This is a genomic window from Novosphingobium sp. (assembly GCF_030699305.1).
Classification (GTDB): domain Bacteria; phylum Pseudomonadota; class Alphaproteobacteria; order Sphingomonadales; family Sphingomonadaceae; genus Novosphingobium.
Genome location: NZ_JAUYNB010000010.1, coordinates 134,969 through 150,542, shown reverse-complemented (window position 1 = coordinate 150,542; position 15,574 = coordinate 134,969). Strand labels below are relative to the sequence as shown.

At 67.7% G+C, this 15,574-nt stretch carries 15 protein-coding genes; 6 read left to right on the top strand and 9 right to left on the bottom strand.

The features are described 5' to 3' along the window. Positions 1-8 precede the first annotated feature (8 nt). Complete coding sequence (locus Q8Q53_RS03460) at positions 9-827, bottom strand: ATP-binding protein (RefSeq protein ID WP_305700355.1); 819 nt, start codon at positions 825-827, stop codon at positions 9-11. Then, positions 824-2,554 carry an acyl-CoA dehydrogenase gene (locus Q8Q53_RS03455; protein ID WP_305700354.1) on the bottom strand — a complete coding sequence of 577 codons (1,731 nt, stop codon included), beginning with the start codon at positions 2,552-2,554 and terminating at the stop codon, positions 824-826. Before Q8Q53_RS03455 ends, Q8Q53_RS03460 begins: the two co-directional genes overlap by 4 nt. 36 nt (positions 2,555-2,590) lie before the next feature. Between Q8Q53_RS03455 and Q8Q53_RS03450 the strand changes: the two genes are divergently transcribed. After that, complete coding sequence (locus Q8Q53_RS03450) at positions 2,591-3,574, top strand: L-threonylcarbamoyladenylate synthase (RefSeq protein ID WP_371136495.1); 984 nt, start codon at positions 2,591-2,593, stop codon at positions 3,572-3,574. Here Q8Q53_RS03450 and Q8Q53_RS03445 read toward each other — a convergent pair. The 6 genes from Q8Q53_RS03445 to Q8Q53_RS03420 form a co-directional block, all read right to left on the bottom strand. Further along, positions 3,571-3,891: a hypothetical protein gene (locus Q8Q53_RS03445; protein WP_305700353.1), complete on the bottom strand. Its 321-nt coding sequence runs from the start codon at positions 3,889-3,891 to the stop codon at positions 3,571-3,573. The genes Q8Q53_RS03450 and Q8Q53_RS03445 overlap by 4 nt on opposite strands. A 97-nt stretch (positions 3,892-3,988) precedes the next feature. Beyond that, the gene (locus Q8Q53_RS03440; protein WP_305700352.1) at positions 3,989-4,765 is read right to left on the bottom strand and encodes a head GIN domain-containing protein; all 777 of its coding nucleotides are present in this window, start codon (positions 4,763-4,765) and stop codon (positions 3,989-3,991) included. Between the two features lie 143 nt (positions 4,766-4,908). Next, on the bottom strand, positions 4,909-5,442 hold the full coding sequence (locus Q8Q53_RS03435) for a CarD family transcriptional regulator (protein WP_305700752.1): 534 nt from the start codon (positions 5,440-5,442) through the stop codon (positions 4,909-4,911). Between the two features lie 305 nt (positions 5,443-5,747). After that, the gene (gene fdxA / locus Q8Q53_RS03430) at positions 5,748-6,086 is read right to left on the bottom strand and encodes a ferredoxin FdxA (RefSeq protein WP_305700351.1); all 339 of its coding nucleotides are present in this window, start codon (positions 6,084-6,086) and stop codon (positions 5,748-5,750) included. A gap of 14 nt (positions 6,087-6,100) precedes the next feature. Next, positions 6,101-6,394 (bottom strand): RNA-binding S4 domain-containing protein, encoded by a 294-nt coding sequence (locus Q8Q53_RS03425; protein ID WP_305700350.1) that lies wholly within the window; start codon positions 6,392-6,394, stop codon positions 6,101-6,103. Then, positions 6,394-8,925, bottom strand: coding sequence for a helicase-related protein (locus Q8Q53_RS03420; protein ID WP_305700349.1), 2,532 nt, complete (start codon positions 8,923-8,925; stop codon positions 6,394-6,396). The genes Q8Q53_RS03425 and Q8Q53_RS03420 overlap by 1 nt, the downstream gene beginning before the upstream one ends. A 156-nt stretch (positions 8,926-9,081) precedes the next feature. Here Q8Q53_RS03420 and Q8Q53_RS03415 point away from each other — a divergent pair, with 156 nt between their 5' ends. The 5 genes from Q8Q53_RS03415 (at position 9,082) to Q8Q53_RS03395 (ending at position 14,931) form a co-directional block, all read left to right on the top strand. Further along, positions 9,082-10,689 carry a M23 family metallopeptidase gene (locus Q8Q53_RS03415; protein ID WP_305700348.1) on the top strand — a complete coding sequence of 536 codons (1,608 nt, stop codon included), beginning with the start codon at positions 9,082-9,084 and terminating at the stop codon, positions 10,687-10,689. 179 nt (positions 10,690-10,868) lie between these two features. Then, the gene (gene hemB, locus Q8Q53_RS03410; protein ID WP_305700347.1) at positions 10,869-11,864 is read left to right on the top strand and encodes a porphobilinogen synthase; all 996 of its coding nucleotides are present in this window, start codon (positions 10,869-10,871) and stop codon (positions 11,862-11,864) included. Beyond that, on the top strand, positions 11,857-14,100 hold the full coding sequence (locus Q8Q53_RS03405) for a spermidine synthase (protein ID WP_305700346.1): 2,244 nt from the start codon (positions 11,857-11,859) through the stop codon (positions 14,098-14,100). Before hemB ends, Q8Q53_RS03405 begins: the two co-directional genes overlap by 8 nt. Further along, entirely contained in the window at positions 14,097-14,669 is a 573-nt protein-coding gene (locus tag Q8Q53_RS03400) for a gamma carbonic anhydrase family protein (RefSeq protein ID WP_305700345.1), read from the top strand. Before Q8Q53_RS03405 ends, Q8Q53_RS03400 begins: the two co-directional genes overlap by 4 nt. Next, positions 14,650-14,931 carry a DUF167 domain-containing protein gene (locus Q8Q53_RS03395; RefSeq protein ID WP_305700344.1) on the top strand — a complete coding sequence of 94 codons (282 nt, stop codon included), beginning with the start codon at positions 14,650-14,652 and terminating at the stop codon, positions 14,929-14,931. Before Q8Q53_RS03400 ends, Q8Q53_RS03395 begins: the two co-directional genes overlap by 20 nt. A 6-nt stretch (positions 14,932-14,937) precedes the next feature. Here Q8Q53_RS03395 and Q8Q53_RS03390 read toward each other — a convergent pair whose 3' ends face one another. Further along, positions 14,938-15,570: a DUF1275 family protein gene (locus Q8Q53_RS03390; RefSeq protein WP_305700343.1), complete on the bottom strand. Its 633-nt coding sequence runs from the start codon at positions 15,568-15,570 to the stop codon at positions 14,938-14,940. Positions 15,571-15,574 lie beyond the last annotated feature (4 nt).

The window sequence follows — 15,574 nt, the reverse complement described above, 5'->3', positions numbered from 1 at the left end:
CGGGGCGCCTAAAGCGCCTTGCCCGCCCGGCCTGCCAGTTCGGTGACGAATTGCCAGGCCACCCGGCCTGACCGCGCGCCGCGCCGCTTGGACCATTCCAGCGCTTCGCCAGCGTCCCATTCTAGTCCGTACTGCGCGCAATAGCCGCCAATGATCGCCAGGTAATCGTCCTGGGGGCAGGCGTGGAACCCGATCGACAGGCCGAACCGGTCTGCCAGCGCCAGCTTGTCATCCACCGCGTCGCGCGGGTTGATCGGATCATCCTGTTCTGACAGGTGCCGCGGGACGATGGCGCGGCGGTTTGAGGTTACGGCCAGCCGGACGTTGCCGGGCCGCGCCTCGACCCCGCCTTCCAGCCAGCTGCGCAGCGTGCGCGGGCCTGCGCCGTCGGCGTCTTCGAACCCCAGGTCGTCGATGAACACCAGGAACCGGCGGTCCTGCCTGCCCAGCGCGGCGAACAGTGGTGCCAGCGCCGAAAGCGCATCGGGCGCAACCTGCACCAGCGCCACCGCGTTGTCGTGCAACGCCTGCGCGGCGACAATGCTGGCGCGCAGCAGCGCGGACTTGCCCATGCCGCGCGCCCCCCACAGCAGCATGTCATGCGCGGCATGGCCCTGCGCCAGCCGGTTGACGTTGGCGGTAACCAGCGCCTTCTGCGCCTCGATCCCGCGCAGCAGATCGAGTGGCGGGGCGACGAAGCGCTCCACCGCGCGGGCGCCGCGCTGGTCATAGACAAACGCCGGGGCAGCGGCCCAGTCTGCCGCGCTGGCGGGCGGCGGAGCCAGTCGCTCCAGCGCCTCGGCGATCCGGATCAGCGCGTCGCTCATCCCGCCAGCGTCGCTGCGTCGAGCGCATAGAGCAGGTCAGTACCGGCGGTGGCCGCCGCTTTCAGGCCGCGTGCTTCGGGAACGATATGCTCCACGAAATAACGTGCGATCACCGGCTTGGTGACCGCCAGCGCGCCTTCGGCGGCATCGACCTGGCGCAGCAGTTGCCAGCCCGCCACCGCGACCGAACACATCGTGCAGAACGCGGTGCTGCCTGCCAGCTTGTCATCCAGGCTGGCATCGCTGATCATCCAGCGCGCGACTGCGATGCAGTCCTCGGCCAGTGCTTTCAGCGCCGGGGCACCGTCACCCGCGCCCGCCGCGACATCGGCCAGCAGCGCGATCAGCACTTCGCCGCCTTCATAGCCCAGCTTGCGGGTGACCAGGTCAGCCGCCTGAATGCCGTTGGTGCCTTCATAAATCGGGGTGATCCGCGCATCGCGGTAATGCTGGGCCGCGCCGGTTTCCTCGACAAAACCCATGCCGCCGTGGACCTGCACGCCGATACTGGCCACTTCGCAGCCGATGTCGGTGCCCCAGGCCTTGATCATCGGCACCAGGCAATCGGCGCGCCCTTGCGCTCCGGCCACGCCCAGCGTCCCGCGATCGACCATCCCGGCGGTGTAGTAGAGCAGCGCCCGCGCGCCTTCGGTCAGCGCCCGCATCCGCAGGATCATCCGCCGCACGTCGGGATGCTCGATAATTGCGACCGGTTCGCGGCCCGGCCCGCCCGCCCGCGCCGACTGGACGCGCTCGCGGGCATAATACTGCGCCTGTTGCAGCGCGCGTTCGGCGATCTGCACGCCCTGATTGCCGACATTGATCCGGGCGGAGTTCATCATCGTGAACATTGCCTTCAGGCCCGCATTCTCCGCGCCGACCAGCTCGCCGATGCAATCATCGTTGTCGCCAAAGCTCATCACGCAGGTGGGCGAGGCGTTGATACCCAGCTTGTGTTCGATCGACACGCAGCGCGCGTCGTTGCGCCCGCCCAGCGTGCCGTCCGCAGCGACGTGGAACTTGGGCACGATGAACAGCGAAATCCCCCGGCTGCCCTCGGGCGCGCCCGGTGTGCGGGCCAGCACCAGGTGGACGATATTGCCCGCCAGATCATGCTCGCCCCAGGTGATGTAGATCTTGGTGCCCTTGATCCTATGGCGGCCCGCATGTTCGCCATCCGTGATCGGTGTGGCGGTGGTGCGCAGCGCGCCGACGTCAGACCCGGCCTGCGGTTCGGTCAGGTTCATCGTCCCGGACCATTCGCCGCTGATCAGCTTGTCCAGATAGAGCGCCTTTTGCGCGGCGCTGCCGTGATGCGTCAGCGCCTCGATCGCGCCGACGGTCAGCATCGGCAGCAGGCCGAACGCCATGTTTGCCGTGCCCAGGTTCTCGATCACGTTGGCCGACAGCGTGAACGGCAGGCCTTGACCACCAAACTCCGCGTCGCCGGATATCGCGTTCCAGCCCTGCTCGACATAACCGCGATAGGCTTCGGCGAACCCGGCGGGCAGGGTGATCGTGCCGTTGGCCAGCACCGCGCCTTGCGTGTCGCCGATCCGGTTGAGCGGTGCCCATTCACCGGCAGCAAACGTGCCGATCCCTTCGACAATGGCTTCGACCATGTCAGGGCTGGCAGCGGCGAACCGGTCATGCCCGGCGATTTCGTCGATCCCGGCGTTGACCTTGATGGCCAGGACCTGTTCGGCAGTGGGGGCAGTGAATTCCATCGGGCGTCCTCGCGCTTTTCCTTGGCTTTGCTGCCTATGGCCTATAGCGCGGCTGCCATGCCCGACAAGCCGCAAGCCCCACATCTGCGCCCACAGCTGCTTGTGCCCGATCCGGCGGGAATTGCCGCTGCCGCGCAGGCGTTGCTGGCCGGCCAGCTGGTCGCGGTGCCGACCGAGACGGTCTATGGCCTCGCCGCCCGCGCGGACAGCGCCGATGCCGTAGCGGCAATCTATCGTGCCAAGGGACGGCCCGATTTCAACCCGCTGATCGTCCACGTGCTGGACGTCGCGCAGGCCGAAACCATCGCTGTGCTGGATGATCGCGCAAAGCAGTTGGCGGCGGCGTTCTGGCCCGGCGCGCTGACCATGGTCTTGCCGCTGCGGGCGGGCGCGCGAATCGCCCCGGCGGTGACGGCAGGCTTGCCGACGATCGCGCTGCGCTGCCCCGCGCACCCGGCCATGCGCAGCGTCCTGCTTGAGAGCGGACTGGCGCTGGCTGCACCATCGGCCAACCGGTCTGGCGCGGTCAGCCCGACCACGCCCGCTCACGTGATGTCCTCGCTGGGGGATCGGGTGCCGCTGGTGCTGGATGGCGGGGCCTGCGCGGCGGGGATCGAATCGACCATCGTCGCGCTGCGCGCCGATGGGGGCTGGCAGGTCTTGCGCCCTGGACCGATCACGGAAGCGCAGATTTCCACCGTTCTGGGACAGGAATCCGACGCCGCGACGTCAACCGGAATCGAGGCGCCGGGCCAGCTGGCCAGCCATTATGCTCCGGGCAAACCCGTCCGGCTGGATGCGGAAGCGGCGGCAGCGGATGAATTCCACATCGGGTTCGGCGTGGTTGCGGGTGACATGACCCTCTCGGCCAGCGGCGATCTCGCCGAAGCGGCGGCGCGGCTGTACGATTGCCTGCACCGCGCGGCAGCCGCCGATCAGCCGCGCATTGCCGTTGCCCCGGTGCCTGACGAAGGGATCGGGGCGGCGATCAATGATCGCTTGCGGCGCGCTGCGGCCTAACGCGGTTCGTACGGCACGCCGGGCAGCAGCGTGCGGATTTCGGCATAGGCGGCATCGCGCTTGCGGCAGGCTTCGTCGTTGCCCTCGGCGCAGCGGCGGGATTGCTTCTCGTATTCGCGGTCCAGCTCGCCCAGCCGCTCTTCGCGGCGGCGAATGTCCTGGCCGCGCTGCTGGTCGCGTTCGGACTGGCTGACGGTTGCGGCATCGACCACCTTCGACGCGCCGCGCACCGGCAGCGTGGCCAGATCGACCACGGCACTTGCCGCGCCGCACCCGCTCAGCATCAGCGCCCCCAGAATTATGCCCCCGTACCGCATGATCAGAACCCCGCACTGCATGATGGAGCGCAACATGGCAGTGCGGGGTTACGCCGCGATGAACCGGGACTGGTGGTTCAGCGCGAATGCGCAATTGCTATTCAGCGCTGGCGGGTTCCGCCTTGCCGGTTGCGCCGGTTTCGCAGGTCAACTTGCCTGATCCCATCGCGCTGACCTTGCAGCGGGCGCGGCCCTTTACGGTGACATCGCCCGATCCCATGATCGTGGCATCGACATCGCCATCAGACGCAAACGTGGTGCTGCCCGACCCTGCAATGGTGACTTTCACGGTATCGGCCTTGAGCGCGTCCAGCGCCGCCGATCCGCTGCCGGCCACCGTCAATTTCAGCGACTTCACGTTGCCTGCTGCGCGGTAGTTGCCCGATCCGGCGATCGTCACGTCCAGCGAATCACCTGCCACGGTCGGGGTTTCGATCTGCCCGGACCCGGCAATCGTGATTTTCGCGGCACTGGCCAACGCGCCTGCGGTGATCTTGCCCGATCCGGCCATGACCAGTTCGGCGGGCGCGGGCATCGTCACGTTGACGACCGCGACCTTGCCGCTGCCGGAAAAGGTCTTGTCCTTGCGCAGGATGCCCAGCGCGCCGTCCTTCAGGGTAAAGCGCATCTGGTCCTTCAGCGCGTCGTCGCCTTCGATCGTGATGGCCAGCTTGTCGCCCGTGGTGACGCGCACTTCATCGGGACCAAGCAGGACCAGTTCGCTCGGCGCGGTCCCGGTCAGGTCCAGTTCGGACAGCGGTTTGCCTTCGCCGCCGTTCAGCGTGATGTTGGATGCATCGCAGCCGGACACTCCGGCGGCCATGACCACGGCGATGATCGGCGCGAACGCCTTTGCGAAATTGCCCAGCTTCATGTGAAACTCCCTCGTTTGGTCAGCAAGTGCTCTCGTGTATTACTGTAATAATACGCCAACTCTGCGGTTTCAAGAGGGCCAATGCAAAAAGGGCCGCTCCCTTGCAGGAGCGGCCCTTTTTTCGGCTTGCCGGATCGGCGGGGTCAGGCGGTAGCCTGCTCCGCATAATACTTCGGCGCGTGCTCGTTCAGGATCGCGAGGATCTTTTTCAGTGCAGCCGGTTCGTCGGTCTTTTCCATCGCGGCCAGTTCGCGCGCCAGGCGCGAAGACGCGGCTTCGAAGATCTGCCGTTCGGAATAGCTCTGTTCCGGCTGGTCATCGGCGCGGAACAGATCGCGCGTCACTTCGGCGATCGACACCAGATCACCCGAATTGATCTTTGCTTCATATTCCTGGGCGCGGCGCGACCACATGGTGCGCTTCACCTTGGGCTTGCCGGTCAGGGTATCCAGCGCTTCGCGCAGCGTCTTGTCAGACGACAGCTTGCGCATTCCGATCGCTTCGACCTTGTTGGTCGGCACGCGGAGCGTCATGCGTTCTTTTTCGAAACGCAGGACATAGAGTTCGAGCTTCATGCCAGCGATTTCCTGCTCTTGCAGTTCAATCACCCGGCCAACACCGTGCTTGGGATAAACGACGTAGTCACCAACATCGAAGGCGTGCGCCTTGACCACCATGTAACGTCCTTTCATACGGCTGAACGGACCCGCTTGCGGGCCTTTGGTCGATTGATGCTTGCTGGAACGGGGTAAAGCCTTGCGACCCGGTCCGATGTTCCCATCAACCGAACGTTGCGTCCTGCCTTTCATGATCTGCGGCTGCGCACGAGGCGGAAAACCCCGGCAGTTGCGGATTATATAACATATCCGCAACAATATTGCCAGCGCGCAGAATCGCGCGCCGGCAAACCCGGTTTTTTGCTGTGGTCAAACGGTGGAATCAGGCGGAAAGGCCCGATTCGCGTCCGTTCAGGCGCGTCCGCTCAATCGCCTTCGCCAGGTTCCGGCGAGAAGAACTTTTCGAACTTGCCGTCCACACCCTTGAAATCGTCGGCGTCGGCCGGCGAATCCTTCTTGGAGGTCAGGTTCGGCCATTCGGCGGAATACTTGGTGTTGAGTTCCAGCCACTGTTCCAGCCCGGATTCGGTATCGGGCAGGATCGCTTCGGCCGGGCATTCCGGCTCACATACGCCGCAATCGATGCATTCGCTGGGGTTGATCACCAGCATGTTCTCACCCTCGTAGAAGCAGTCCACCGGGCAGACCTCGACGCAGTCCATGTACTTGCACTTGATGCAGGCATCGGTGACGACATAAGTCATGGCAGGCTTATCCTCTAAGGCACGTTGCACTTGATCGCTGCTATGGGATTTTCAGCGGGGTCGTCAAGCGTCCGATAGCATGCTTGTGCTTCAGCCGCCGGTCCGCGGCGGTCGGGCAGGGCCAGAATCTCGATCACGGTCACGCGCCGGGGCAGCGGCAGGACCAGCACGTCGCCGGATTTCACGGCGGCGCTGGCACGTTCGATCCGCCGTCCGTTCAGCCGCATATGCCCTTCCAGCACCCAATCGTGCGCCAGGCTGCGCGTGCCCGCAAACCGCAAGAACCAGAGCAGCTTGTCGACGCGCATTACCGGACCAGTTCCGCCAGAGCGGCAAACGCACCCGTCGCGGGCGGCGGTGCGGGCCGCTCGGCCGCCGCCTGCCACCGGGTGGGCCGCCACCGCCACTTGAGCGGGGCAGGCGGGCCAGCCGCGCCTTTGGCCAGGGCGCGCGGCACCAGTGGCTGGAACCCGGCCTGCCGCAGCAACTGGGCATAGGCCGCTGTGCCAAGGCCCATGGAAACCGCCAGCGCCGGGTCGATGGTGAACGCCGCTTTGCCCGCGCCGGTGCGCAGACCGTGGGCGGTGTGGAGCAGCTTTTCGGCCAGGTCGATCCGCAGCGCCTGCCTGCCGAGCGCGCGATAGCCCGGCGGAGATGATGCCTTGCCCGCCAGTGGCAGGACGGGCGGCATCCCCGGCGGGTGCGGTATCATGCTACCGCCGCGCACCGCCGATGCCACGCACCATGCCGCTTGCGCAGCCGGTCTGAGCATGGCGGCCACGAACAGATCCAGCGCGCCGACCCGCGCGCCCAGCTGGCGCAGCATCGCGCGCTGACCGGGAGCGAGCCGGTCCAGTCCGGATTCGCCGCGGTCCAGCAATCCGCCTGCTTCGACCAGCCGGATCAGCAGTGCGCGCAATTCCGGTCCGGCGGCGGGATCGGTCGTGGCTGCTTCGAGCTTGCGCAAGGGGCCGAGCGGGGCAAGCGCCTGCCCCAGCCAGCCTTCCAGCCCGCCCAGCACCGCGCGCCTGACCGCCGGGTCGAGCGAGTTCAGCGCAGGATCGGCCTGGAGCAGGGGCGCAAGGGCCGAACGGCTGGGCCGCAGCCGGGCCAGCGCAGCGCCGTCCCAGCAGATCATGGTGCCGGTCAGTTCCAGCGGTGCGGTGCGCGCCGCAATGGCGTCGATCAGCCGGTTCGCCCGCTCGGCCAGCAGGGCGGGCAAGTGACGCTCCGCCGCCGCGAGCAGCAGCTTGCGGTCGGCCAGCCGCGCGCCCGGATCAACGTTGAAGCGAAACCCGGTCAGCTGGCCGATATGTTCACCGTCCACTTCCACTGCGTCATCTGCGATGGCGACCGGCAGCAGGGCGGCATCCGGACCCAGCTTCTTCATCAGCACGCTGGTGCGGCGGTTGACGAAGCGTTCGGTCAGGCGGGCGTGGAGCGCATCGGACAGGCGGGCCTCCGCCGCGCGGGCGCGGGCGGCCATCTCATCGCGGGCCAGCACCCAGTCCGGACGCTGGGCGATATAGGCCCAGCTGCGAATCGCCGCGATCCGCATTTGCAGTGTGTCGATATCGCCTGACGGGTTGTCGAGCTCCGCGATCGAGCGCGCGACATAGTCCCCGCCCAGATAACCGCCGCGCAAATCCTCCCACAACCGCGCGACGAAGCGAGAATGGGTATCGACTCCCGCCTGCCGGAAATCGGGCAGCGAGCAGGTGGTCCAGAACCGCCGCACCAGCGCTTCGCCGCGCACGGTCCGGGCGATGTCGGGTTCCTCGGCCAGCCGCTTCAGCACCGCCAGGTCGATGGCTTCGGGCGCAGCGGCGAGTTCGGGGCGGTCCGGGCGCGCTTCCAGATCGGCGATCAGCCCGCCCAGCGATGCGCAGCGCGGCGCAGCGTCGCGCCAGAACAGGCGGGTCAGCGGGGGAAAGCGGTGTTCCTCGATGGCATAGACTTCCTCGGCGCTGAATTCGGCGTCGTGGCCGCCCGATCCGGCCAGCGTGCCGAACGTGCCGTCGCGCTGGTGCCGCCCGGCGCGGCCCGCGATCTGGGCCATTTCGGCCGTGGTCAGCCGCCGCTGGCGCACCCCGTCGAACTTGGACAGGCCCGCGAACGCGACGTGCCCGACGTCAAGGTTGAGGCCCATGCCGATGGCGTCAGTGGCGACGAGGTAATCAACCTCGCCGGCCTGATAGAGCGCGACCTGGCGGTTGCGGGTTTCGGGCGAGAGCGCCCCCATCACCACCGCCGCGCCGCCCCGGAACCGCCGCAGCATTTCGGCCACCGCATAGACTTGCTCGGCCGAGAACGCGACGATCACGCTGCGCGGGGGAATGCGCGACAGCTTTTTCGCGCCTGCATGGCTGAGCGTGGAAAAGCGCGGGCGGCCGATGATCTCGGCCTCTGGCAACAGCGCGCGGATCAGCGGTTCGGCGGTGGCGGACCCCAGGAACATCGTTTCCTCACGCCCGCGCGCGTGCAGCAGCCGGTCGGTGAAGATGTGGCCGCGTTCGCGGTCTGCCGCCAGTTGCACTTCGTCCAGCGCGACAAAGGCCAGATCGGCGTCGACCGGCATCGCCTCGGCCGTGCAGAGCAGCCAGCGCGCGCCGGGCGGCTCGATCCGTTCCTCCCCCGTGATCAGCGCAACCCGGTCCTTGCCCTTGATCGCGCAGACCCGGTCATAGACCTCACGCGCCAGCAGCCGCAGCGGAAACCCGATTGCGCCGGAGGAATGCGCGCAGAGCCGCTCGATCGCGAGGTGCGTCTTGCCCGTGTTGGTCGGGCCGAGCACGGCCTTCACGCGGGAGTCGGCATGGCGGAGCGGGCGGTGCGGCATGACCGGCTCGGTGTGGCATTGCCGCCCGCCCCCCGCAACCCGGCCCTTGGGGATGATCCCCAATTGCCCGGACTGGTCGCGGAAACACGGTGAAAACACCGCAGAATCGGGCGGTTTTAGCCGAACATTAACCCTTACCGTGCAGGAACAAGGCTGATGCTGCAGCTGCCGGGGGCGGGATTTTTGTTCAAGCCGCGCGAAATGCCGGAACCGGGCCAGGGCGGCCCGGTCGCGATTGCCGCGGTGCTGACCCATGGTCAGATCGTCCAGCCAGACGCGGTCGCCATGGGCCAGCGTCTGGGCCAGCGGCTGGACGAGCGCCGTGCCGCCGTGCTCCACACTCTTGCCACCTATGATTGGGCGCCTGATCTGGCCGAGGATATCGGCAGCCAGCGCTGGTTTCGCGGGCTGGGCACGATGCTGGGGCTGACGCTGGCGGCGCTGGCGTTCTGGCCCGATTATTCGGCATTGGCTGCGCCGCCCGCGATGCGCATGGATGAAGGCGCGCGCGACGAGTTTCGCAGCCAGATGATCCAGCCGCTCGCGCTGGGCGGCGATAGCGGTCACCGGATGGGACCGACCCCCGCCGTGGTGCCGCTGACTGCCGCGCCCGAACGCGCGCTGGTGCAACTGACCGCGACGCTGGTGCAGGGCGACAGCTTTACCCGGATGTTGCAACGCGCCGGAGTCGGGATTGCCGATGCGGAGCGCGTGACGCAACTGGTCGCGCAGACCGTTCCGCCGGGACAGATTGCGCCCGGCACGCAAGTGGACATCACACTCGGCCGCCGTGCTGATGGCGCAAGTGCGCGCCCGCTGGAAAGCCTGGCGCTGCGCGCGCGGTTCGATCTGGACCTGGCGATTTCGCGCAGCGGCCGCGCGCTGGTGGTCAGCCCGCGCCCGATCCATGTCGATACGACACCGCTGCGGATTCGCGGCACGGTGGGGGGCAGCCTCTATCGCTCGGCCCGCGCGGCGGGTGCGCCGATCGAGGCGATCCAGCAATACCTCCACGCGGTCGACCAGCACCTCAGCCTCGACACCGCGATCGAGCCGGGCGACACGTTCGACCTCGTCGTCGCCTACAAGCGGTCGGCCAGTGGCGAGACGCAAGTCGGCGAACTGCTCTATGCCGGGATCGAGCGTGACAACCGGGCCAAGGCGCAGCTGCTGCGCTGGGGTAGCGAGGGCCAGTTCTTCGAGGCATCGGGCATGGGCGCGCAGCGCACCGGGCTGTTGATGCCGGTGGTCGGGCGGATCACGTCCAACTTCGGCGCGCGGCGTCATCCGATCCTGGGCTATACCCGGATGCATGGCGGGGTGGATTTTGCCGCGCCGACCGGCACGCCGATCTATGCTGTCGGCGATGCGGTGGTCAGCTATTCCGGCTGGCGTGGCGGCAACGGCAATTTCGTGCGGCTGGAACACGGCGGCGGGTTTGGCACGAGCTATTCGCACATGAGCCGGATTGCCGTGGCATCGGGCATGCGCGTGCGCGCCGGGCAAGTGATTGGCTATGTCGGTTCCACCGGCCTGTCGACCGGGCCGCACCTGCACTACGAACTCTATCGCAACGGCCAGAAAGTGAACCCGATGTCGGTGAAGTTCACGGTCAGCACCCAGGTTGATGCGCAGGAACTGGCCGCGTTCAAGGCGCGGCTGGCGTCGCTCAGATCGGTCCAGCCCGGTGCCGCACTGATCAGCCTCGCCCCGCGTCAGGCTGCCGTGGTCGGCCCATCGCGTGAGATCGAGCGGCTGGATTAGGCGCGCACTCGCTTGATTCCCAGCACCTTGTCCGTTCGTGTCGAGCGTAGTCGAGGCACGTTCGCGCAACGGTGTCTCGACTACGCTCGACACGAACGGAAGTTTGGGGTTGGATTCTCAAGGGCACCGCTCCGCACACCGGGCTTCCAACCGGGCAGGTCCCGTTCTAGAAGCCCCGCATGACCGGACCTTTTCCCGCCACCCGCCTGCGCCGCACCCGCGCCAATGCGTGGAGCCGCGCGCTTCACCGCGAAACCGTGCTGACCCCGGCCGATCTGATCTGGCCGCTGTTCGTCACTGAAGGAACCGGGGTGGAAGATCCCATCGCCTCGCTGCCCGGCGTGTCGCGCTGGTCGGTCGATGGCATCGCGCAGCGGGCGAAGGAAGCCGCCGCGCTGGGCATCCCGTGTCTGGCGCTGTTTCCGAACACGCAGCCAAATCGCCGCAGCGAGGACGGGCGCGAGGCGCTCAATCCCGACAACCTGATGTGCCGCGCGATCCGTACGATCAAGGATGCCTGCGGGGACAGCATCGGCGTGCTGACCGACGTCGCGCTCGATCCCTATACCAGCCACGGGCAGGACGGGCTGATCGACGCGGCTGGCTATGTGCTGAATGACGCCACGGTCGAAGTGCTGATCGGGCAAAGCCTGAATCAGGCGGCGGCCGGGGCTGACGTCATTGCTCCTTCCGACATGATGGATGGCCGGATCGGCGCGATCCGCGACGCGCTGGAAGGCGCGGGCCACGTCAATGTCCAGATCATGAGCTATGCGGCAAAGTATGCCTCAGCCTTCTATGGCCCGTTCCGCGATGCGGTCGGCAGCAGCGGGCTGCTGAAGGGCGACAAGAAGACCTATCAGATGGACCCGGCCAACGCCGAGGAAGCGCTGCGCGAGGTCGAACTGGACCTGGCCGAAGGCGCCGACAGCGTCATGGTCAAGCCCGGCCTGCCCTATCTGGACATCGTCCGGCGGGTGAAGGAGGCGTTCGAAGTGCCGGTCTTCGCCTATCAGGTCAGCGGCGAATACGCGATGATCGAGGCGGCGGTGGCCGCCGGGGCCGGGGACCGCGACGCGCTCGTGCTGGAAACCCTGCTGGCGTTCAAGCGCGCGGGCTGTTCCGGCGTGCTGACCTATCACGCGGCCCATGCGGCGCGGCTGCTGAATGGCTGAACCGACCCCCGGTTCGGCGGCCGGTGCTGCACAGCTGTCGCGCGCGTTGTTCGTGGCGACGATCCTGGCGGGCAGTTTCCTGCTGTTCCTGGTCCAGCCGATGGTCGCGCGCATGGCGCTGCCGCGGCTGGGCGGCGCGCCGAACGTCTGGAACAGCGCGATGCTGGTCTATCAGGCGCTGCTGCTCGCGGGCTATTTCTATGCCCACCGGCTGTCGCGGATGCCGCTGCGGCGGCAGGCGACGATCCATCTCAGCCTGCTGGCGGTCGCTGCGCTGACCCTGCCGATCACGCTGGCCAGCCTGCCGCCGCCGCGCCCCGGCACCGAAGTGGTCTGGGTTCCGGCCTTGCTGGCGCTGACGATCGGGCCGGTGTTCTTTCTGGTGTCCGCGCAGGCCCCGCTGATGCAGCGCTGGTTTGCCGCGCATCCGCAGGCGGGGGAGCCGTGGGCGCTCTATGCCGCGTCCAACCTCGGCAGCTTCGGCGGGCTGATTGCCTATCCGCTGCTGGTGGAACCGGAACTGTCGATCCATGCCCAAAGCTGGGGGTGGAGCATCGGTTATGGCCTGCTGCTGGTGCTGATCGCGCTGGCGGCGCGGGCGCGGTGGAGCGCGGCTGACGTCATTCCGGCGCAAGTCGCGGCCCCGGTTCAGCCGGTCCCGCGCCGCCGCATCGCGGTGTGGCTGGCGCTGGCGGCGGTCCCGTCGGGGCTGATGCTGTCGACCACCACGCACCTGACGACCGATATCTTCGCGATGCCGCTGCTGTGGGTGATTCCGCTGGGGTTATACCTGCTCAGCTTCGTGATCGCCTTTGCCGACCGGCGCGGACCGGCGCGGGTGGTGTCGGCACTGGCCTGGGCGGTGGTGCTGGGCGCGGGCGGCATGGCGATGATTTCGCAAGGATCGTCCGGCCTCGTTCCGGTGATGCTCAGCCTGGTGCTGCTGTTCGTCATCTGCGTCGCGCTCCACGCGCGGCTGTATGATCTGCGCCCCCCGGCCGAGCAGCTGACGCTGTTCTATCTGGTGATGTCCGCAGGGGGCGCGCTGGGCGGGGTGTTTACCGCGCTGGTTGCGCCGCTGGTGTTCGACTGGGTGTGGGAACACCCGCTGCTGGTGCTGGCCGCAGCCGCGCTGCTCCCGGTGGAGCGGCTGCTTGACTGGCGGCGGATGGGCGGGCTTCAGCCGGAAATGGTCAAGCTGGGGCTGGCGGCGCTGCTGGGCATGGCGGCGTTCCTGATCTGGCTGCTATTGGATGCCAATTCGACGGCCGAGCCGGGCTGGCAGCGCTGGCTCTATACCGCAGCGCTCGTGCTGATCGGGCTGCTGCTCACCCCGTGGCGCTGGCTGGTGACGGGGCTGCTGCTGGCCACGATGATTGCCCAAGGCGGCGACCAGACGCTGCGCGATACGCGCGACGGCGTGCGCAGCCGCAGCTATTTCGGCGTCTATACCGTGCGCGACCACGAATCGCGCGGGATCCGCACTTTGGCGCATGGCACGACGCTGCACGGCGAACAGTCGTTCGATCCGGTGATGAAGCGGATGCCGCTGAGCTATTACGGCCCCGGATCGGGCGCGGGGATCGCCTTTGCCATCGCCAGCGCGATCTATGGGCGCGGCGCGCGGCTGGGGGTGGTCGGACTGGGGACGGGGTCGCTGGCCTGCTACCACCAGCCCGGTGAACGGCTGACCTATTTCGAGATCGACCCGGCAGTGCTGCGCTATTCGCAGGACGGCACGTTCACCTATATCCGCGATTGCGCGCCCGACACCCAGGTGGTGCTGGGCGATGCGCGGCTGGAACTGGCCAAAGCCGCACCCGGCAGTTTCGACGTGCTCGCAATTGATGCGTTCTCGTCCGATGCGATTCCGCTGCACCTGATGACGTCAGAGGCGTTTGGGGTCTATCTGCGGGCGCTGGCGCCCGGCGGTGTGCTGCTGGTCCACATTTCCAACCGCTACATCGATCTGGAACCGGTGCTGTCCGCCGAAGTCCGCGCGCGCGGCCTGCACGGGGCAATGCGCGAGGACGCGCCGCCCTATGGGTCGGGCTGGACCGCATCGTCATGGGTTGCGATTGCGCGCGATCCGGGCCAACTGGCCCGGCTTGGCCAAAAGGCTCCGGCGATGGCGTGGCGACCGCTGGTGGCCCCGGCCGCGCGGCGGTGGAACGATGACCATGCCTCGATCCTGCCCTATATCCAGTGGCGCAACTTCCTGGGACACCCGCAATGACCGCTAGCCGCCCCGACGTTTCGATCATCTCGATCCACGGCAAGACCCCGCGCATCCACGACAGTGCGTTCATCGCGCCGGGTTGCCGGATCATCGGTGACGTCGAAATCGGGCCGGACGCCAGCATCTGGTACAACTGCGTGCTGCGCGGCGATGTCAGCCAGATCGTGATCGGCGCGCGCACCAACGTGCAGGACGGCAGCGTGATCCACTGCGACAGCCCGATGCCCGGCGCGCTGGATGGCTTTCCCACGCTGATCGGGGATGATGTGCTGATCGGCCACATGGCGATGATCCACGGCACCGTGATCGAAGATCGCGGGTTCGTCGGCTTTGCCGCGCAGACCATGAACGGCTGCGTGATCGAGGCGGACGGGATGCTGGCTGCGGGCGCGCTGCTCGCCCCCAACAAGCGCATCCCCAGCCGCCAGTTGTGGAGCGGGCGGCCAGCCACGTTCATGCGCGATCTGGAAGACCGTGCGCTGGCCGGGTTGCAACTGGGCGTGAAGCACTACGTCGAGAACGCGAAGCACCACCGCGCCGCGATTGATGGCGCGGCCCAGGGCTGATTTTCCCGCGGCGGACGCAATCCGCGCGCTGGCCGATGGCGAAGGGCGGCTGGCGCTGCGCGTCACGCCGGGTGCGCGGGTGGAATCGGTTGAGCTGGGGGATGGCCGGGTGCTGGTGAAAGTGCGGGTCAAGCCGGAAGACGGCAAAGCGAACGCCGCCGTGCTGGAATTGCTGGCGGATGCGCTGGGGGTGGCGACGTCACGACTGCGCATGTTGCGCGGCGCAACTGGGCGCGACAAGCTGGTTCAACTGGACGGATAGCGCCGTTTATCCCCGCAAGCGCCGCGACAGCGCCGCGAGCATTCCGGCCCAGCCTGCCGCGATCCACAGCACCAGTGCCGGGGCGTGAATCCAGCCGACCGCCCCCAGCACCGCGCCCAGCGCCAGTCCCAGCCACAACAGCGCCCAGCCAGACCCGCCATCGCCGCCCTTGCCTATCAGCCGTGCGGCCAGACCCTGCCCCATGCGGACCAGCGCCCCGGTCATGTAGGTGAGGCCGACCGAAACCGCCCCGTCGCGCTGGAACGTGTTGTTGAGCGCCCCCATCGCCACCACCAGCAGCGCCAGCATCACGCCCGTCTGCCCGGCGGCCTGAACCACCGCCGCGCCCGCCAGCAGCAGCGCGACCAGTCCCAGCACTGCGGGCTTGCGCCGTTCTCCGGCGGCTGCGGCCAGCATCGCGCCGCCCATCACCCCGGCTACAAAGCCGATGATCAGCAGCGCCGGGATCCACGCGAGCGCGGGAAACTGGATCAGGTCCACGCCCAGCCGGGTAGTGTTGCCCGACATGAACGACACGAAATAGCGATCCGCCGAGAGAAATCCGGCGGCGTCGATATATCCGGCAAGGCCCGCCAGCGCGATGGCCAGCGCCCGGCGTGGTCGGTCGTATTGGTGCATCGGG